Origin of the sequence: Occallatibacter sp., from assembly GCF_049510455.1 — a bacterium.
Lineage (GTDB): Bacteria > Acidobacteriota > Terriglobia > Terriglobales > Acidobacteriaceae > Telmatobacter.
Window position 1 is genome coordinate 13,602 of record NZ_JBEKYX010000050.1, and the last position, 16,683, is coordinate 30,284.

The following is a 16,683-nucleotide window of genomic DNA, read 5'->3' on the forward strand; positions in this document are numbered from 1 at the left end:
CTGGCAGGCTAACAAAAAACACTCCTCCGCGTTCCATCCTCCCCCGCGTTCCATCCTAGGGTGTAGCCGAATCCTTCTGTGCAGCCTGTCGCGCCATTTTGGCCCGATGGCGGCGGATGTAGTGGGCGGCAACATCCGGATAGAACTCGCGAATCGATGCAAACGCCACGTCGCGCATCACGGAATAGCCGAATTTGCTCGCCAGCACCGTGAAGGTCGTCGCGCTCGAAGGATAGTAGTACCGGGAGATCACCTGCGTCAGAACCTTGCCTCCCAGCCCAGCAATATTCGGTGTCTGGTTGCCGCCATAGGTTCGCGCCACTGCCTCCCGGCTGATTACGTACAACGCACGCATCGGGATACTGTGCCCCGCCCCGAGCGCGTAATAGCGGGTATCCTCATGCAGAAGGCTGGGCAGCAGCCACGCGGAAAGATATGTTCCGTCTGTCTTGTCCACAAAGCCCCGCCACGTGTACGCATAAAAGCCCCCCACGCCCTTGCCCAGAGCAGGGTGAGAATCGGTAGCTTCGGCGGTAATGGACGTTATACCAAGAAAGATAAACGATGAATAATCGAATGCCTGATGGGTGGCCACACCGAAGCTGTACTTCCATCCCAGCGGATGAGGCGCGACGCCTCCGGAGACGGAGCGGAAGTTGGGCATGAAACCCAGAATGCGCTTTGGCTGATGGAGTTCCAGAGGCGCCGAATCATCTCCGCCGCCTGTTTTCTGTTGGGCTTTTTGCTGTTCGGCCTCCTGCGGCCACAGCACATCTGGGAGGCTGCCTGACCACGCGAAATCCGCGGCTCCATCGCTGGGTGCCGAGACGGCAAAAGATACTTGAGGAACGGGAGCGTCCGGAAGCGGCGCCGACTGAGCCTGGCTCCCAACGCCAACACACATACAAAGAAAAACTATACTGCGACGCAAATTCGCCATCCTTAAAAGCAAGCGGAACCATGCCGTTCTCAAAGGTCGGAACGGAGCAGTCCCTGAATGATTACGAGAGCGAAGAAATTAAGCAGGCAGGCTACAGCAGCATTAGGCGATAAACCGTCGCGCAGAATTCCGGGCTCGAATACTTCGATGTTCCCCTTGGAACTGACTTATATAGGTTATCTGACTATCGAATCACCTTCAACGCCCCGCGGAACAACCCATCGAAATCCCCCGCCAGCGCCTCATCCTTGCTCACCGCCTGCTCAATCGCCTTTTCCGCCGCAGGCCGCTGATAGCCAAGGTTCACCAGCGCGCTCAGCACATCATCCACCGCCGCGCCCTTCACGCCAGCGACCACAGGAGCCACGGCAAAGTCGTCGAGTTTGTCCTTCAACTCGACAACCAGACGCTCAGCCAGTTTCTTGCCCACGCCCGGAATCCGCGTCAACTGCGCATGATCCTGCGCCCGGATCGCCCGCACTGCGCGCTCCGGCTGCAACCCGGAAAGCATCTTGATGGCGAGCCTGGGCCCCACGCCGCTCACCGTGATCAGCCGCTCAAACAGCCGCTTCTCCTCGCGGTCGTGAAATCCAAAGAGCGAAATCGCGTCATCCGTCACCTGCGTATGAATGTGCAGTGAGGCCTCCGCGCCCACTCCCGGAAGCATCGTAAAGGTCGGCACGGAGATGGCCACGTCATAGCCCACGCCGGCCGCCTCCACAATTGCCTGCCCAGGCTGTTTGTCGATCAATCTTCCCCGCAAATGTGCAATCATTCCCTCGATTCTCCTCTTCCACGCCTCATCCGCGCAACGAACAGCCAATCATACGGCAGAGCATCTGCACGAAAAGCACCGTCTCGAAGGCCATTCCGCTCTTGACACCTGCTGAAGTTGCGCTATGATCCTTGCACTGTTTCTCTCACATTTTCCCGGTAACTGTTCTGAGCATCCTACGTCCTCAGCCTGCGCCCTGCGCGGCTTGCGAATTCTTTCCTGGATGGTTTTCTCCGAGCCGGGCAATTGGATCATGTTCTGCCAATTTCCATCGGGGGTTTCTATGCCGAAGTGGATCATATCGTTGCGGAAGTGGATCTTATCGTTCTTCTCCAGCATGTTCTCGTTCTTTTCCGGTAAGGCTGCGCGTTCCTTCGGCTCTCTCATACGCTACCTTTACTTCCTTCGCTTCAGCATTCTTCTGTGGCTGCTTCCATTTCTGCTCTGCGCGCTGAATGAAACCGGCGCGCGCGCGCTGCTGAGCGGCATCGTTACGCCGGTGCGTTGCGTTCAGTATCTCTGCGCCTCTTTTTTCCTCATTGCCGCCGGATTTGAATCCCTGACCCTCGCGCGCATTGTTCTGTTCCACGGAGAAGAGCGCTTCAGTCACGAGCCGCCCCTCTGGCTAGTCCGCTTCTTCGCCGCCGAAAGAAAAAAGGAGCATCAATGGTTCCCCCGCCATCGATGGGTTGTTGAGAGCCTCGCGCCCATCGGCTCACAGCTCCCCACCGCGGCCATGTTCGTGTACTTCTTCACCAACGGCGGCAAGGAAGGCGTGGCCCCAGACCAGATTGCGCTAGGCCTCGCCTCCGGCACCCTTCTTGCCCTATTTTTCTGGTACGCCATCTGCGGCTTCTACTATCTGACCTACCAGCCAATCAACCAATCCAGCGATGACGAACCCCAATCCGCCACGGCAAAAACGCTCGTGCTTCCACGCTGGATGTTTTTCTTGAGCGACAGCGGCAAGCGAGGCCGGTTAGGCGATGTGCTCGAATACGCCAAATCGCCCGACATATTAGAGCGGGTCACAGGGTTCTTTGCTCGCTTCTTTCCCATCTCCGGCTACAAACAGAACAGAAGAGGCCTGCTCTATGAAGCACACTATTTTGCGCTGGTATCCTCCGGAGGATTTTTCGGACTTTATATTGCACTCTGCCCGATCACAGCCCCCATGCCCGTAAGTTTCTGGCCGCTTGTCTCCAGCATCTTCTACGTGCTTGGAGGCCTGATGTTCGTCCGCGTGGCCCATAAGACCGTGCCGGGCGGAGCACAACTCCCTGCTCGCGAAGCCCGTCACCTGCGCTGCTGGAAATGGGTGCTCGGTATTTTCATGCTCTGTTTCTCGCTGTCCATTCCGGTGCTTTATTTCATCGAAGACGCCGAACGTTTTCCTATCCTTGCACTCGTGCTCATCCTCATCATGTCGGCTGGCTGGCTGCTCGGCGGTATCGCCTTCTTTCTCGATCGCTTCCGCGTACCCGTGCTGACTCTCGTCATTATGACCATCGTCGTTCCGCGCATGCTGCATCTGGACTTTGGGATGGACGAGCACTATCTCTCCATCGCGACACGCCAAAGTGCGGCCACGCTCCCGACGCCTGCTGAAATTCTCGCCGCCAAGCTACAGGCGCTCCCCGCCGATCAGCCGCTGGTCATCGTCACCTCCACCGGCGGCGGCATCCACGCCGCGGCCTGGACGGCAGCCGTCCTTGAGCAGCTTGAGCATCTTTTCCACGACAACCAGATGCCCGAGCTCAAGTCCTTCCACGATCACATCCTGTTGCTCAGCACCGTTTCCGGCGGCAGCGCAGGCCTTTACACCTATCTGCGCGAGTTGGACCCAAAGCTCAACGCAGGCAATCCGCAGTGGGACCGCATGCCCATTGAAGCCGAGTGCTCCAGCCTCGAAGCCGTCGGCTGGGGCCTCGTCTATTACGACATCCCCAAATCCGTAGTGCCCGTAATTCCATATTTTTTGCCGCCATCCACGGGCGTCGACGACCTCAAACAACAGCCCCTCAGCTTTCTCCACATCAAGGACCGCACCTGGGCCTTGCGCCGCGCCTTTGCGCGCAACCTCAACGATGCCTACTGTCAGACCGTCTTTGAGCAGAACACCAACCTGAGCAGCAAGTTCGGGATGGTCCTGCGCAACCACGTCCTCGATGCGCATAATCAGAATGAAAAGAATGAGGCGGAGCTGATGGCCGGCAACCTCAACCCGCTCGACGACTCCATTCCCGCATTCACCATGAACACCACCACGGTTGAAGGCGGATACCGCTTTCTATCGGCCAATTACAGGGTCATCCCGGCTTCTCTTTCCCCTGATCTCTTCAATCCCGAGCCCGCGGAATCGTTCCTGCAGGTCTACGGCAGGTCGAAACTGCCCGACCCTCCCGTCAACCAGAACACTGCCAACAAATACGCCGATCTTCCCCTTGCCACAGCCGCGCAGCTCTCCGCCACCTTCCCGTATGTCTCCTCGGCCACAACCTTTCCATCCATGAATCACAAGCTCGGTGTTCACTTCGTCGACGGAGGCTACTATGACAATGACGGCACCGCCTCCGCCATGGAATTCCTCCGCGCCGCGCTGGACTGCTGGGGAGATGGAAGGAGAGTGCAGGCCTCCTCATCCATTCCAAATCCCTGTGAGTTGATCAAGCAGCGAGCAGGCGATAAAGATCACCTGCCGGACCACCCGCTTCGCATCATTCTTGTCGAAATCCGCAACAGTCCCGACGTAACCCCCACCGGCCAGACCTGCTGCATCGCGTGGCAGGACATTGCAGGCGGCAACACTCCCTGGAATCTCTTCGATCAGCTTGTCGCGCCACTTCAGGGCTTCTGGGGTGCGGGCCATGACAGCATTACCGATCGCAACCGCAACGTGCTTCTCATGCTCATGGGCACATACAAGGGCCGGCTGGATCTCAAGCATTTCGTCATTGACGATCGCTCCACCGCCCCCAACAGCACCGCTACGGATAAACCTCTTACCGATCCGCTGAACTGGTCGCTCACTCCGGCCCAGCAGTTTGAAGTCACAAACACAGCAACCAACGACGCGAACTGCGCCAGGTACCAGCAGATCAAGAGCTGTTTCCTGCCCGGCGCAGCCTGCAATGAGAGCGCCGCACCGCTTCCGGTGGAACACAATACCTGCAGAAGAACGCACCCGTAGCATGCGGTGTGCCAGGCTTTCTTCGCCTCCACTAAAATAGAAGTGGATGATCGAATATATTTATCTCGGCCGTGTTCCCTACGACGAAGCACTCACGCTGCAAGGCGAGCTCGTCGAACTGCGCCGCGCCGGACGCATCGGCAACACACTTCTGCTTCTCGAACATCCGCCCGTTCTGACCCTCGGCCGCAACGCCGATCGCTCCAACGTTCTCGCCTCCGATGCGATGCTCGCCAGCCGCGGCGTTACCCTCCATCACATCAACCGCGGCGGCGACGTCACCTACCACGGCCCCGGCCAGATTATCGGCTATCCCATCTTCGATCTCCGCAGCATGAAAGCCGCTTCCGGCAACCGACTAGGCCCTGTCGATTTCGTCCGCCTCATGGAAGAAGCTCTCATTCGCTTCTGCGGCACCTACGGCGTCCGCGCGGGACGCATTCCTGGCCTCACTGGTGTGTGGTGTGGACCCTCAGTAAGCGAATCCGGCCTTGATCGTAAGATCGCCGCTATCGGCATCCATGTCTCGCGCGGCATCACCTCGCATGGCTTCGCCTTCAACCTCACCACCAACCTCAGCGATTTTCAGCTCATCAACCCCTGCGGCATTACCGACAAGCCCGTCACCAGCCTCAACCTCGAAGTATCTGACTCCGCTCGCCTGCCCGCGTTCGAAGCCGCCGCGCACGAAGCTGCGCGTCAGTTCGGCATGGTCTTCGCGCAGCCCATCCTGGCCGTCGAAAGCCTTCACGCCCTTCGCGCTCGCGCCGCTGAAGATACGCCTTTGCAGATCCCTCGCCAGATCGAGCAGCTTGTCGGCCTGCCTGACCATCCCGTCCGGGCATGAGGCAGGCAATTTATAATCTCGCCTTGGGACCGTCCACTTTGCGGCCTCTTTTTCAAGCGGAGAGTCATTCATGCCGACCGACGTTGTCATGCCCCAGATGGGCGAATCGATCTTTGAGGGCACCATTACCAAATGGCTGAAAAAGCCCGGTGATGCCGTCGAAAAAGATGAACCGCTCTTTGAAATCTCCACGGACAAGGTAGACGCTGAGATTCCCGCTCCAGCATCCGGCATCCTGAGCGAGATCAAATCTCCCGAAGGCGAAACCGTCACCATCAACACCGTCGTCGCTGTTATTGGCGGCTCGGATGAAGCGGCTGCATCTGCCTCACCCGCAGCAGCCGTAGAACTTGCGCCTGCCGCACCAATGCAAGCTGTGGCTCTCGCATCGGCAGCGGTTCCCGTGCCGCAGCACCAGCCTGCGCCGATTGTCAGCGACGAACCTCTGCGTTCTTCACCGCTCGTCCGCCGCATCGCCCGTGAGCACAACATTGATCTGGGCCACATTCGCGGCACCGGCTCCGCTGGCCGCATCAACAAGGACGACATTCTCCGCTACATTGCCGAAGGTCCGAAAACAAGCGCATCCGCAGCCAAGACGCCATCCGCAGTCGCACCTCTGAAGGATGAACTCGTCCCCATGTCCCGCATGCGCTCGATCATTGCGGAACGCATGCTGGAGAGCCGCCGCACCAGCCCGCACGCCTACTCGATCTACAAGATCGACATGACGCGCGTTGTGCGCCTCCGCGAGCGCACCCGCGCCGCCTTTGAGCAGCGCCACGGCGTGAAGCTCACCTTCATGCCCTTCATCGCCGCGGCAGCCATCGATGCCTTGCGCCAGTTCCCCATCGCCAATGCATCGCTCGAAGGGACTGGAATCCGCTATCACGGAAACATCCATCTCGGCATCGCCGTCGCGCTGGAATGGGGCCTTATTGTTCCTGTGGTCCGGCAGGCGGAGACTCTCAGTTTTCCCGCGCTTGCCCGCACTATCGCTGATCTGGCTGAGCGCGCCCGCACCAAGAAGCTCAAGCCGGAAGAAGCTTCAGGCTCTACGTTTACGCTCACTAACTCAGGCGTCTTTGGCGGCGAGTACGGCACGCCCATCCTCAATCAGCCTGAGTCAGCCATCCTAGCTATCGGTGGCTTGAAAAAAGAGCCAGTTGTCCTCACCGATGCTGAAGGCAACGATACGATTGCGATTCGCTCGATGCAGACCCATTGCCTTGGCTTCGATCACCGCATCATTGATGGCGCGGATGCCGGCAAATTCATGACTGCCTTCAAGGATGCGCTCGAAAACTGGAATCGGCCCGTCGAGTAATCAGAGAAGTCTGCGACATTTCTCATATTCGCGAATCGTCATGCGGATATTCGCAAGAGCCTCGTCTTTTGTTGCGCCTTGCGAAAAACATCCAGGCAATTGAGGGCAGGAAACGCTGTAACCCTCTTCAGATTTCCGCAGAACAACCCGATAGGTAGTCATCGAGGTTACTTTCCCGCCCAGGCCAGACCGTCCGAATTCGCGCCGTCTTCAATCGTCCGCGTCACCGTCCACGTGCCCAGATCCACTTCGGCAATCTTGTGCGAACCAACGCACGAGACATACGCCACCTTGCCATCCGGCCGCATCAGAATCTCCTGCGGATCGGCGGGAGTATCCACGCTGCGCACCACCTGCATCGTCTTCAGGTCCACCACGGCAACCTTGCTCTTGCCCGGCATTGTCACCATCAGCCATCGTCCATCGAGCGTTGGCGTAGTTCCGTAGGCCACGCCCTCAAGCGGAACCCACTTCTCCACCTTGTTTGTCGCCGTATCAATCGCCGCGAGCTGAGGCTTCGTCTGATCGGCTGTAAATACCCACTTGTCATTTGGTGTAATCGAAATCCGCTGCGTATTCCCCGAAATCGGGATCACCAGCAGCGTCTTTCTCGCCTTTATATCCAGTACGGACACGGTTCCCGGTCCCACATTCGCCGTATAGCCGCGACGCCCGTCATGCGAGAGTGCAAGCATGTGGCTCTGCTCCTGGCTCGTGGGGATCGAACCCACGATCTTCAGCGTCTTCGGGTCAATCAGAGTGACTGACTTCTCCAGCTCCGTCGTCACATACAGCAGCCCATCCCTGGGCCCGATGAGCGGCATGTGCGGCCTCACTGGGTGGCCAAAATCCACATGCCCCACCACACGCTGCGACGCCAGATCAATCACCACCAGCTCATGCCCATCGGTTCCCGGCTTGCCCACGCCGGAGTTCCCATAGATGGGCACATACGCCAGCTTCCCATCTTTCGAAGCGATCACCTCATGCCCGGTAATGCCACCCTCCGGCACCGCAGCCACAACCTTGCCCGCCATCAGGTCCACAATCCCCAGGCTTGCATCGCCCTTCTGCACCACCAGCAGATGCGGGGCTTGATTCGCCTGCGCACAAGCTGCACCCGCCGACAAAACCAGCACCAACCCAACCACGCCCCGCAACACGTCACGACCCATCATGCGCACAAATCCCCTCTACCGAAAGATGTCCACCATCTTATCGAACCGCGCTATCCCTGCGCCTTCCACGGATCGTACGTGCCCACACTCCAGCTATGCCCCTCCGGATCGCTGATGGCAAACTCCCTGCTTCCGTAGTCCGTATTCTGGATCTCCCTCACAATGACCGCGCCCGCAGCATGCGCTTTCGCATACACGGCGTCCGCATCCGCCACCACCACGTACGCGCTTCGTGTCTCCACGCCGCCTACTTCATCCGGCGATTTAAACCGCTTACCGTGCACATCGTCCTTCGCCGAGCCCAGCATGATCATGCCGCCGCCCAGCGCCAGCTCCGCATGGGCAATCGTTCCATCCGCATTTGCATACACAGCATGCTTCGTACAGCCCAGAACGTTGCACAGCCACTCAATCGCCGCCGGCGCGTCCGCATACCGCAGCGCGGGAATTATGGTGCTCGCACTCATCGCCTCAAACCTCCGCCGCAAGACTACCCTCCAAATCGCTCGCTCGCAACTGAAACTCTCGTGAAAAAGCTGCGCGCTATCCTGATTGCATGCTCCTCCCCGCGCGCGACTGCGAACTCATCCAGATCATGGACGCCGAGCTTGCCCGCGTCACCCGCATCTCCGGCTCATGGCTCGCCTGCCGCCCCGGCTGCACGCAATGCTGTCACGGAGCCTTCGCCATCAACTCCCTCGACGCCGCTCGCCTTCGCGCCGGCATGGAATTCCTGCGCCAAACCAATTCCGCACTCGCAGCCCGCATTGAAGAACGCGCTCAATCGTGGCTCGGTGAATACGGTCCGAACTTTCCGGGTAATCGCGTTACCGGCACGCTCGGCGGGTCAGATGCCGAACGGGAAGCTTTCGGAGATTTCGCCAATGACGCGCCCTGCCCGGCGCTCGATCCCACCACAGGCCTCTGCGACATCTACGATTTCCGGCCCATGACCTGCCGTGTCTTCGGTCCGCCAGTCCGCGTGGAACCCGAAGACACCGAAGCCGAAGAGCCAGCCAACACCGCACTGGCCTGCTGCGAGCTATGCTTCATCGGCGCACCCGAGCAGACCATCGCCTCCTGTGAGATTCACCCTCCGCACGCCCTCGAATCCGAAATTCTCGCCGAGCTTGACTCCAACGCAGAGATGGCCGTTGAAACCGTTGTCGCGTTTGCCCTCATCGCATCACGCTAAACTCAAGTTTTGGACTCTCTCATGACTACACTTGCGTGCTGGGCCGAAATCGACACCCGTGCTCTCGAAGACAACTACCGCACGCTTCGCCAACTCGCTCCCGGCAATGCCGAGTGCGTTGCCGTCGTCAAGGCCAATGCCTACGGACACTCGCTCGCGATCTGCGCGCCAGCCCTTCTGCGCGCCGGTGCACACTGGCTTGCCGTCGCCAGCGTGGAAGAAGCCGTCTCCGCACGCGCCTTCGCCCCGCAGGCTCGTTTGCTCGCCCTCGGCGGTGTAATGCCCGGCTGGGGCGCAGCCGTTATCGCGCATGGCATTACGCCTTCCGTCTGGACCCTTGAGCATCTCGACGAGCTTGAGTTGGCGGCCCACGCCGCTTCTGTCGGGCCCGCATCTCTGCCCGTACATCTCGAAATCGATACCGGCATGAGCCGCCAGGGTACAAGTCTCGACGAACTTCCTCGTATCCTCGCACGCTTCACCGCCGTATCGCCGCTCCGCATCGAGGCCGTCATGACGCACCTGTATGCCAGCGACGAAGGCAACGGCGCACGATCCGCGCAGCAGTATGTCAGGCTGGACGAAGCGCTACGCGTCATCCAATCCACATCTGCCGCCGCGCATCTTCAATACCTCAGTGCGGGCGCATCCGCAGCGCTCCTCGGCTCAGACGCAGCAGACATCGCCGAAATGGCGCAGCGCCTCAGCCTCAAGCCGATGCTCCGCATCGGCCTTGCGCTCTACGGCGTCGTTCCGCGCCGCATCCCTGACGACCGATCGGAATTCCTCAAGCCTGTTTTGACATGGAAGACCCGCATCGCCAGTCTTCGCATCATCCCGGCCGGATCTGAAATCGGCTACAACGGCACCTTCACCGCTACTGAATCCATGCGCCTGGCGCTCATCCCCGCCGGTTACGCCGATGGCCTCGATCGCAGGCTCGGCAATCGCTTCAGCCTGCTCGTCCGCGGCGAGCGCGCCCCGCTGGTTGGCCGCATCAGCATGGATATGGCTGTCCTCGATGTGACTGAAATTTCCGGCGTCGAAACTGGAGACGAAGTCGTCATCCTTGGCACACAAGGCGACGAAACCATCTCCGCCTACGACCTCGCCGATGCCTCGGAGACCATCCCCTGGGAGGTCTTTACTCGTATTGGTCCGTGCGTCGCGCGCATCCGCATTTGATTTGCTTGCGGTCTAACGCGCCAAGGCCTCCGCAACGCCCACTTGCAACGCCGCTCCGCCGGCTGTTGCCGCAATCATCGCCTCCGTGCCAATGCACGAGTTCAGCAGCAGGTGATACAGCCCTCTCGCATTCCACTCCTGCCCGTAGAACTGCTTGATCACCGCCGCGCGCCGCTTGTCATGAGCCGCAAGTCTCTGGTCCGCCTGCTGCGCTTCACCGGGAAACTGCTTCTCAAACCAAGCGCGCTTGGCCGCCTGCGTGGCATATACAAAAATATGGAAGCAGCCCGGCACACTGGCCAGTGCGCACGCCGCGCCGCGCCCTACCAGCACGCAATTTCCCTCCTGCGCCGCAGCTTCCATCTCTTTGCGGATCAACGCATACATCCGCGCACAGTCAAAAATCTTGTCGTCGCACGGCTCCGTGCCTGAGTAAAACGAGTCCTGCCAGAAGAGCTTTCCATAACGGTAGTACCAGGGGTCCAGCCGGTCGTCGAACTCCGCCGCTGCCTTCTCCGGCACACCCGCTGCCCGCGCCGCCCGGCTTAAAAGCTCATCGTCCAGCAGCCGCCATCCCAGCCTGCCGGCAAGCTCATGCGCAAACTCTCCGCCCTGCGAACCATACTCTCGCTCCAAGGTGATCACTCTGATTGGCTGCCGTCCCATACGCGCCTCCACCCTTGGAAGCGGAGCATACACCCAAACGCATAAATTTTCATACCGGGATTTGCGATTCCATCAAAAATGCCGAAGGCCCAAATGCCGAAGGCCGAGGATCAACTGCCTCCCCGGCCTTCTTCCTTAACCTCGCTGCCTGGTTCCAGTTTTTCCGCCGTAAAATCCGCCATCGGCAGAATTGCAGGGAATCATGGGCAGCAAACCATGTGCCAAAAGAAATACGGCCCCGGAAGTTTCATTCCGGAGCCGTATTCGAATTTTGCCTGTTTCGGGAAGTGGTTTTGTCGCGCCGCTTCTACTGCTCTTCAGATTCCGCCGGAACTTTTGGGGTCTTGGGTGTCTTCGGCGTAGCCGGCATCTTCGGAGGAGCAGGCGGTGAACTCTCCATCTGATCGCCGCGCTTGATCCGCACATCGCCCACATCCGTGTTCAGCGTAATCTTTACCAGCCCGCCGCCAATCTTTCCCATCACGGTCTTGCTCTCATCGCCGGAGACGGTCAGCGGGAAATCCGAAACAATATCCCCGTTTCGCGTCCGTCCGTCCACTGTGGCTGAAGCATTCTGGGGCAGTGTCAGCTCAATATCTCCGTGTCCGTGCGAGTTTCGCGCATCCACTGCATACACTCCAGCAGGTTCAATCGAGATGTTGCCGTCGCGGTCGTCCACGTAGGTATCGCCGCTCACCTGCGCCAGGTCGATGTTCTTGGAATGCGTCGTCACTCGCACGCCGCCATGAGCCTCCGTGATGTGCAGGTCCTCATCGTTCAGTGTCAGGTCGCCGGGCAGATCGCCAAACTGCAGATCCGTTTTCGACGTATGCAGATGCACGCCGCCTGTCAGGTTCTCAAAGTGCGTCTCGCCGAAGACATCCCCATTGATCGTCACCTTGCCCTTGATCTCGGAGAGCGTCAGGTCGTTGCACTTGCCGTCCGCCGTAATGTCGCCCGTTACCTGGTGCGCTGAAAAATCTCCCTTGTCCGATGAGAAATGCACCTGCACCGAGCCTGCAATGCTGCTCAAGTGAACATCCCCGTGCGATGCCGTAATCGTTGCGCCCGCGCCCAGCCCGGCCGCTGTCACATCGCCGTGCGAAGCTTCCACGTTTACCGCGGCATTCTTAGGCACCGTGACCGTGAGGTTCACCTGGCCGTCATTGTGTCCCGGCGATTTCACAATCACCGTGCCGCCGCTCACCACCACGTCTGCCTTCTCGGCGTCAAAGATCTTCTTCGCATCGCTGTCGGAGTTCGCGTAGGCAATCTGGTGCGCCTGCACTTCCACACTTTGTCCATCGCCCGCCGAAATGCTCACATCCCCGCGCGGATTCTCAATCTGGATCGTCGCATTCGCCGGCACAGTCGTATTCAGTACCTGCTGATCCTGATCATGCTGCGGCCTGCCGAAGAAGCTGTTGAAGTCGTCATGATCGTCGCCGTTCACATGCCAGTTGTCCCAGTGGCTGTTTGCAATCCCCGACCCTACGCCGATAAACGCCAGCAGAACCAGGATGCCCACAAACCCGCCGCCGCGCCGCACCGGAACCTGGCGCCGCTGGTCAAGCATCCATTCCAGGAGCAGCCCAACCCCAGCCGCAATCAGCAGCACGGGCCACCATTTGCCGTACCACTGCCAGAACTGCTGCGCATCCATGTGGCCCCACATGATCAGCAGCGCGATCACGCCAATCGCCACCAGGATCAGAGGTCCCACAATCGACGGCACACGGGGCCCATACGCGCCCACATAGCCGGACCTGTACGCATACCGTTGCGCCTTCCACGCATCGCGCTGCGCCCGCCATGCCGCCTTCTGCTGTTCGCGATAGGCGCGCCATTGCGTCTTTGGATCGTATGGCGGCTGCTGTCCGCCCGGAGGCATCGTACTCATAGCGCACCTCCATCGTTCTTATCTCTGTGCGCAATCTCATCCCCATGCGCCGGCACAATCGATGTCGTGACCGTCTGCACCGGGGCTGCACCGCCAACCGGTCCCGCATACGGGCTGCCCATCGGGTCCACATACGGCGGCATATCTGCTTCATGGATTGCCGCGCGCTCGGCAAGCAGCAGCGCTCCCCAGAAAATCAGGTAGAGCGGCCAGGTATGCGAGAACCTTGCCACGTCCAACTCGTTCAGCAACGCAAGCACTCCAGTCAGCACCAGCATTACAGGCCACCACAACCGGCGAATCATCAGATAGCGGTTCATTGCTGACCTCCTCCCGTATGTCCTGCGCGCCGCAGAATCAGCCACACGCCGAGTGCAATCAGCACCAGCGGCCAGCTATAGTGCACGATCCGCGCCGTCACATAGCCCATCTGGTTCAACAGAAAAATCAATCCCAGTCCGATCAGAATCACCGCGCCGATGGGCTCGCGACGACGCCAGTACGGCGGAGGTATGGGAGGAATCGGCGGTATCGCCGGATCGCCAACTCCTGGATATGAACCTGGATGCGGCGCATACGGAACCTGCTGGTACGGCGCCTGGTGTTCCGTACCCGGCGGGGGATTCGGCGTCTCTGGATTTGGCGGTACAGCACCGGCAACTGGAGTCCATCCGGCTCCCGGATTTGGTCCCGCGCCTGGATTTGGAGGCACACCGGGCGCACCGGTTCTTTGCTGCTGCTGCCGAGCCCACTCATCGGCTGGATTACGCGAGTTCCAGCTCAGATTCAGCCAGTTGCCCACCTCATTCAGTCCCAACGGGTCCGGCAGCGGCAGGCCATCGCGCCGCGCGCGCGCTGTGTGGTATGCCTCAAACGACTGGTAGAAAATCCAGCCCGCAATGAAGATTCCGAATATCCCATAGTGATCTGAAATGCTGACCAGCACGGCGAAGATCACCACGTGGATCAGTCCCTTGAAGAACTGGCCGTTGTACATCGCGCCCACGCCGGGAATCAGTCCCAGCACGGCTGCCAGCGCGGGGTTCGGAGCCAACGGCGCGGGAGGAACCGCAAACGGCTGGGCGACGTTCTGATAGGCCGCAAAGTCCTGCTCGCACAGAATCTGCCCGTTCGCGCCCTGTCGTACACACTGCTGACACAGTGGCTTTCCGCAATTCTGGCAGTAGGCTACCGCGGCCACTCCGCTATGGTTTACGCAATCCATTCCGTGCTCCTTCCCCTTGCCGTTCGTACAACAATCACTGCGGAGCCTTCGGAATTCCTGGGCATGCCGTTGAGTTGAAACGAAGTTTCCAATACATCCCTGTCTTGCCAGTCCCCGTCTTGCCGGTCACGGCCCGCCGGGGTCACCGACGGCTGCTGAGGGTCCCCGCCACGATCCAGTCTCGATCCGCCATCTTTCTTCTGCTGCGACTCACCGGAACCGTTTCCATTGGGAGCCGTCTCTTGCTGGCTGCCGCCTTGCGTGGAACGCCGCAGTTCCTTCATGCGCGTCTGCACCTCATACACCAGCCGCAGATGGTCGTAGTAGCGCACGATGGGCGTAGAAACAAAGGCAACCTGCCGCTCCATGTACGAGCGCACCGCCTGCGGACGCAGGCTCGAAACCCGCAGATCCTTCAGCTTTACGCCGGTCAGATTCAGCGTCAGCGCAATCGAGAAGAATGCCATCGCCGCCGTCATCATCAGCCGCGGCTCGGCAAAGCGCCGAATGGTGCCGATGAACCCGCGGCCCGTAAATCCTGGCCGCTGCCATGGCTGCAGCATCGCCACGCCAGCCGCCGTCGCCGGCTGCAACTGCCCCGGCAGCAATCCAAAGCCAGCCGCCTGGTCCGGTCCCGTTGCGGCAAGAATCTTATCCAACAGCCCGGCGGGAATCTCCGGCTCCAACGATAGAAAATCCAGCCACTCGCGGCCACGCCGCGCTTCCTCATAAAGCGCCGTGCAGGAAGGGCATCCGTCCTTGTGGCTGGCGAAAAACGCCTCATCCTCGGGCCGCAGAACGCCATCCAGAGCATCCGTCAGCAGCGTCTCCCACTGCCCGCAGGCCGGGGAGGCGGGAATGTGTGCCGAAGTGCGAGTCTGCTTCGCCATTTAAATCACCTCCCTTTGATTACGTTCCAGCAGTCGCGCAAGTTCCGCCCGTCCCCTGCTGATCCGGCTCTTCACTGTGCCCTCGGGAATTCCTAAAACCTGCGCGATCTCTTTATAATCCATGTCCTGCAAGTCGCGCAGAATCACCGCTTCACGCAGCTCCGTTGAAACTTTGGCCAGAGCCGCCTGAACCATTTTCTCAAGCTCTTTCCGCGCCGCCATCTCATGCGGAGAGGCATCGCGGCTCATGAGCCGGTCTACCGGCTTCAGTCCCTGGTCTTCGCCGGACTCATTCCAGCCCTCGTCCAGCGACCCGGTTACGCGCAAATTCTTTGTCCGCCGGAAATTGTCCACCAGCAGATTGCGCGTCATTGTGGTAATCCATACCTGCAGGCTGCCGCGGTTGCAATCAAAGCTGCCCAGGTTCGAGTAAATCTTCAAAAACACATCCTGCGTCAGGTCCTCGGCGTCCACCGGCGAGCCTGTAAAGCGATAGCAGAGTCCGTACACACGCCGGTGATGCACGCGAACCAGGTCGGCCCACGCCCCCGAATCCCCGTCAAGACAACGGTGGACGACCAGCGTCCAATCGATCTCCAGTGGAGCCTGATTTGTCGAGCCCGGTTTCGTCGAGTCCGAATTCAGCCCTCTCACCTCCCCGCGCTTCGGGCGGGCTTCCGAGCGCGCGCCGGGAAATCCAGCACCGGCATCCGAGCGATCCTGCACGGCTGGCTTCTTTCGCCCGTCGATCCCAGTGCGACTCGTCGGCGCCGGAGGCGCGGATGGCCGCACCGCAGGTGCTTTCCCGAATCCCAACCCGGCATCGCTCCAGCTTAATGTACCAACGCACTGCATAATCGGCTATACGCAGGGTTTATCGGATTTGTTCCCCTGCTATTTCAAACTGCAATGTTCTCTTGGCTGGAGGGAGGCGGGGGCCTTCAGGCCTCCGAAAACTCGGCCTGTAAAATCTGGCCTTTAGGCCCGGGAATTGACCAGAGGCGGGTGCCCAGGTCTTGGAAGCAAGTTACACCACCAAAGTTGGGTGCCCCAGGTCTCCCGATTTTGGAGACCTGGGGCACCACAAAAGCAAACTGTGTCGTACGAGCGCAGCCTCCCACCCCACCAGCTTGTCGAAAAAGTCATTTCGGAGGGAGGCGGGGGATTCATCCCCCGCAATAAGCCCCTTAGCGCCAGCGGGCCTTCAGGCCCGGAGGAATGAGCTGAAACGCACTGAGAAGCTGCGCTATACGCACCGCAACCCGGTCAAACATGGTTTGGCATTAAAACCAGAAGATTGGGAGTGGTCAAGCTTTCGTCACTATGCGAAAGGAGAAATCGGCATTGTGGAGATCGAATCATTCC

The 16,683-nt window shown here is 59.8% G+C and carries 16 protein-coding genes; 5 read left to right on the forward strand and 11 right to left on the reverse strand.

The annotated features are described in order from the left end of the window. Nucleotides 1–55: 55 nt before the first annotated feature. Together ABSG47_RS10880 and ruvA are read right to left on the reverse strand one after the other, a co-directional pair. Entirely contained in the window at nucleotides 56–904 is an 849-nt protein-coding gene (locus ABSG47_RS10880; protein ID WP_424169707.1) for a hypothetical protein, read from the reverse strand. Between the two features lie 220 nt (nucleotides 905–1,124). Next, on the reverse strand, nucleotides 1,125–1,715 hold the full coding sequence (ruvA, locus tag ABSG47_RS10885; protein ID WP_424169708.1) for a Holliday junction branch migration protein RuvA: 591 nt from the start codon (nucleotides 1,713–1,715) through the stop codon (nucleotides 1,125–1,127). A gap of 283 nt (nucleotides 1,716–1,998) precedes the next feature. Here ruvA and ABSG47_RS10890 point away from each other — a divergent pair, with 283 nt between their 5' ends. The 3 genes from ABSG47_RS10890 to ABSG47_RS10900 all read left to right on the forward strand — a co-directional run bounded on the left by ABSG47_RS10890 (nucleotide 1,999) and on the right by ABSG47_RS10900 (nucleotide 7,079). Further along, nucleotides 1,999–4,905, forward strand: a complete 2,907-nt coding sequence (locus ABSG47_RS10890) for a hypothetical protein (protein WP_424169709.1) — start codon at nucleotides 1,999–2,001, stop codon at nucleotides 4,903–4,905. 46 nt (nucleotides 4,906–4,951) lie between these two features. Continuing rightward, nucleotides 4,952–5,752 (forward strand): lipoyl(octanoyl) transferase LipB, encoded by an 801-nt coding sequence (gene lipB, locus ABSG47_RS10895; RefSeq protein ID WP_424169710.1) that lies wholly within the window; start codon nucleotides 4,952–4,954, stop codon nucleotides 5,750–5,752. A gap of 70 nt (nucleotides 5,753–5,822) precedes the next feature. Continuing rightward, nucleotides 5,823–7,079 (forward strand): dihydrolipoamide acetyltransferase family protein, encoded by a 1,257-nt coding sequence (locus ABSG47_RS10900; protein WP_424169711.1) that lies wholly within the window; start codon nucleotides 5,823–5,825, stop codon nucleotides 7,077–7,079. On the opposite strand, the gene ABSG47_RS10905 is transcribed toward ABSG47_RS10900, so the two are convergent. From ABSG47_RS10905 to ABSG47_RS10915, 3 genes are read right to left on the reverse strand one after another with little or no spacing between them, the layout of a single operon-like run. Then, nucleotides 7,080–7,241 carry a type II toxin-antitoxin system HicB family antitoxin gene (locus ABSG47_RS10905; protein WP_424169712.1) on the reverse strand — a complete coding sequence of 54 codons (162 nt, stop codon included), beginning with the start codon at nucleotides 7,239–7,241 and terminating at the stop codon, nucleotides 7,080–7,082. It lies immediately after the preceding gene. Nucleotides 7,242–7,246: 5 nt separating this feature from the next. Next, complete coding sequence (locus tag ABSG47_RS10910; RefSeq protein WP_424169713.1) at nucleotides 7,247–8,257, reverse strand: beta-propeller fold lactonase family protein; 1,011 nt, start codon at nucleotides 8,255–8,257, stop codon at nucleotides 7,247–7,249. A 50-nt stretch (nucleotides 8,258–8,307) separates the two neighbouring features. Continuing rightward, nucleotides 8,308–8,724, reverse strand: a complete 417-nt coding sequence (locus tag ABSG47_RS10915; RefSeq protein WP_424169714.1) for a VOC family protein — start codon at nucleotides 8,722–8,724, stop codon at nucleotides 8,308–8,310. Nucleotides 8,725–8,813: 89 nt separating this feature from the next. Between ABSG47_RS10915 and ABSG47_RS10920 the strand changes: the two genes are divergently transcribed. Both ABSG47_RS10920 and alr read left to right on the forward strand, forming a co-directional pair. Then, complete coding sequence (locus tag ABSG47_RS10920) at nucleotides 8,814–9,452, forward strand: YkgJ family cysteine cluster protein (protein ID WP_424169715.1); 639 nt, start codon at nucleotides 8,814–8,816, stop codon at nucleotides 9,450–9,452. Between the two features lie 21 nt (nucleotides 9,453–9,473). Further along, nucleotides 9,474–10,637, forward strand: coding sequence for an alanine racemase (alr, locus tag ABSG47_RS10925; RefSeq protein ID WP_424169716.1), 1,164 nt, complete (start codon nucleotides 9,474–9,476; stop codon nucleotides 10,635–10,637). Between the two features lie 12 nt (nucleotides 10,638–10,649). On the opposite strand, the gene ABSG47_RS10930 is transcribed toward alr, so the two are convergent. The 6 genes from ABSG47_RS10930 to ABSG47_RS10955 all read right to left on the reverse strand — a co-directional run bounded on the left by ABSG47_RS10930 (nucleotide 10,650) and on the right by ABSG47_RS10955 (nucleotide 16,134). Next, nucleotides 10,650–11,303: a cytidylate kinase-like family protein gene (locus tag ABSG47_RS10930; protein ID WP_424169717.1), complete on the reverse strand. Its 654-nt coding sequence runs from the start codon at nucleotides 11,301–11,303 to the stop codon at nucleotides 10,650–10,652. A 307-nt stretch (nucleotides 11,304–11,610) separates the two neighbouring features. After that, nucleotides 11,611–13,203, reverse strand: coding sequence for a DUF4097 family beta strand repeat-containing protein (locus ABSG47_RS10935; protein WP_424169718.1), 1,593 nt, complete (start codon nucleotides 13,201–13,203; stop codon nucleotides 11,611–11,613). Continuing rightward, nucleotides 13,200–13,523, reverse strand: coding sequence for a LiaF transmembrane domain-containing protein (locus ABSG47_RS10940; RefSeq protein WP_424169719.1), 324 nt, complete (start codon nucleotides 13,521–13,523; stop codon nucleotides 13,200–13,202). Before ABSG47_RS10940 ends, ABSG47_RS10935 begins: the two co-directional genes overlap by 4 nt. Continuing rightward, a complete protein-coding gene (locus ABSG47_RS10945; RefSeq protein ID WP_424169720.1) occupies nucleotides 13,520–14,428 on the reverse strand; it encodes a B-box zinc finger protein in 909 nt (302 codons plus the stop codon). The genes ABSG47_RS10940 and ABSG47_RS10945 overlap by 4 nt, the downstream gene beginning before the upstream one ends. Then, entirely contained in the window at nucleotides 14,416–15,318 is a 903-nt protein-coding gene (locus ABSG47_RS10950) for an anti-sigma factor family protein (RefSeq protein WP_424169721.1), read from the reverse strand. The genes ABSG47_RS10945 and ABSG47_RS10950 overlap by 13 nt, the downstream gene beginning before the upstream one ends. Beyond that, nucleotides 15,319–16,134 carry an RNA polymerase sigma factor gene (locus ABSG47_RS10955; RefSeq protein ID WP_424169722.1) on the reverse strand — a complete coding sequence of 272 codons (816 nt, stop codon included), beginning with the start codon at nucleotides 16,132–16,134 and terminating at the stop codon, nucleotides 15,319–15,321. Between the last annotated feature and the right edge of the window lie 549 nt (nucleotides 16,135–16,683).

Excerpts from the sequence above, each read along its gene's own strand:
- ruvA (WP_424169708.1), bottom strand. The coding sequence starts at position 1,715 with ATGATTGCACATTTGCGGGGAAGATTGATCGACAAACAGCCTGGGCAG.
- ABSG47_RS10880 (WP_424169707.1), bottom strand. The coding sequence starts at position 904 with ATGTGTGTTGGCGTTGGGAGCCAGGCTCAGTCGGCGCCGCTTCCGGAC.
- ABSG47_RS10900 (WP_424169711.1), top strand. The coding sequence starts at position 5,823 with ATGCCGACCGACGTTGTCATGCCCCAGATGGGCGAATCGATCTTTGAG.
- ABSG47_RS10905 (WP_424169712.1), bottom strand. The coding sequence starts at position 7,241 with ATGACTACCTATCGGGTTGTTCTGCGGAAATCTGAAGAGGGTTACAGC.
- ABSG47_RS10920 (WP_424169715.1), top strand. The coding sequence starts at position 8,814 with ATGCTCCTCCCCGCGCGCGACTGCGAACTCATCCAGATCATGGACGCC.
- ABSG47_RS10915 (WP_424169714.1), bottom strand. The coding sequence starts at position 8,724 with ATGAGTGCGAGCACCATAATTCCCGCGCTGCGGTATGCGGACGCGCCG.
- ABSG47_RS10890 (WP_424169709.1), top strand. The coding sequence starts at position 1,999 with ATGCCGAAGTGGATCATATCGTTGCGGAAGTGGATCTTATCGTTCTTC.
- ABSG47_RS10950 (WP_424169721.1), bottom strand. The coding sequence starts at position 15,318 with ATGGCGAAGCAGACTCGCACTTCGGCACACATTCCCGCCTCCCCGGCC.
- ABSG47_RS10910 (WP_424169713.1), bottom strand. The coding sequence starts at position 8,257 with ATGATGGGTCGTGACGTGTTGCGGGGCGTGGTTGGGTTGGTGCTGGTT.
- ABSG47_RS10940 (WP_424169719.1), bottom strand. The coding sequence starts at position 13,523 with ATGAACCGCTATCTGATGATTCGCCGGTTGTGGTGGCCTGTAATGCTG.
- ABSG47_RS10935 (WP_424169718.1), bottom strand. The coding sequence starts at position 13,203 with ATGAGTACGATGCCTCCGGGCGGACAGCAGCCGCCATACGATCCAAAG.
- ABSG47_RS10930 (WP_424169717.1), bottom strand. The coding sequence starts at position 11,303 with ATGGGACGGCAGCCAATCAGAGTGATCACCTTGGAGCGAGAGTATGGT.
- alr (WP_424169716.1), top strand. The coding sequence starts at position 9,474 with ATGACTACACTTGCGTGCTGGGCCGAAATCGACACCCGTGCTCTCGAA.
- lipB (WP_424169710.1), top strand. The coding sequence starts at position 4,952 with ATGATCGAATATATTTATCTCGGCCGTGTTCCCTACGACGAAGCACTC.
- ABSG47_RS10945 (WP_424169720.1), bottom strand. The coding sequence starts at position 14,428 with ATGGATTGCGTAAACCATAGCGGAGTGGCCGCGGTAGCCTACTGCCAG.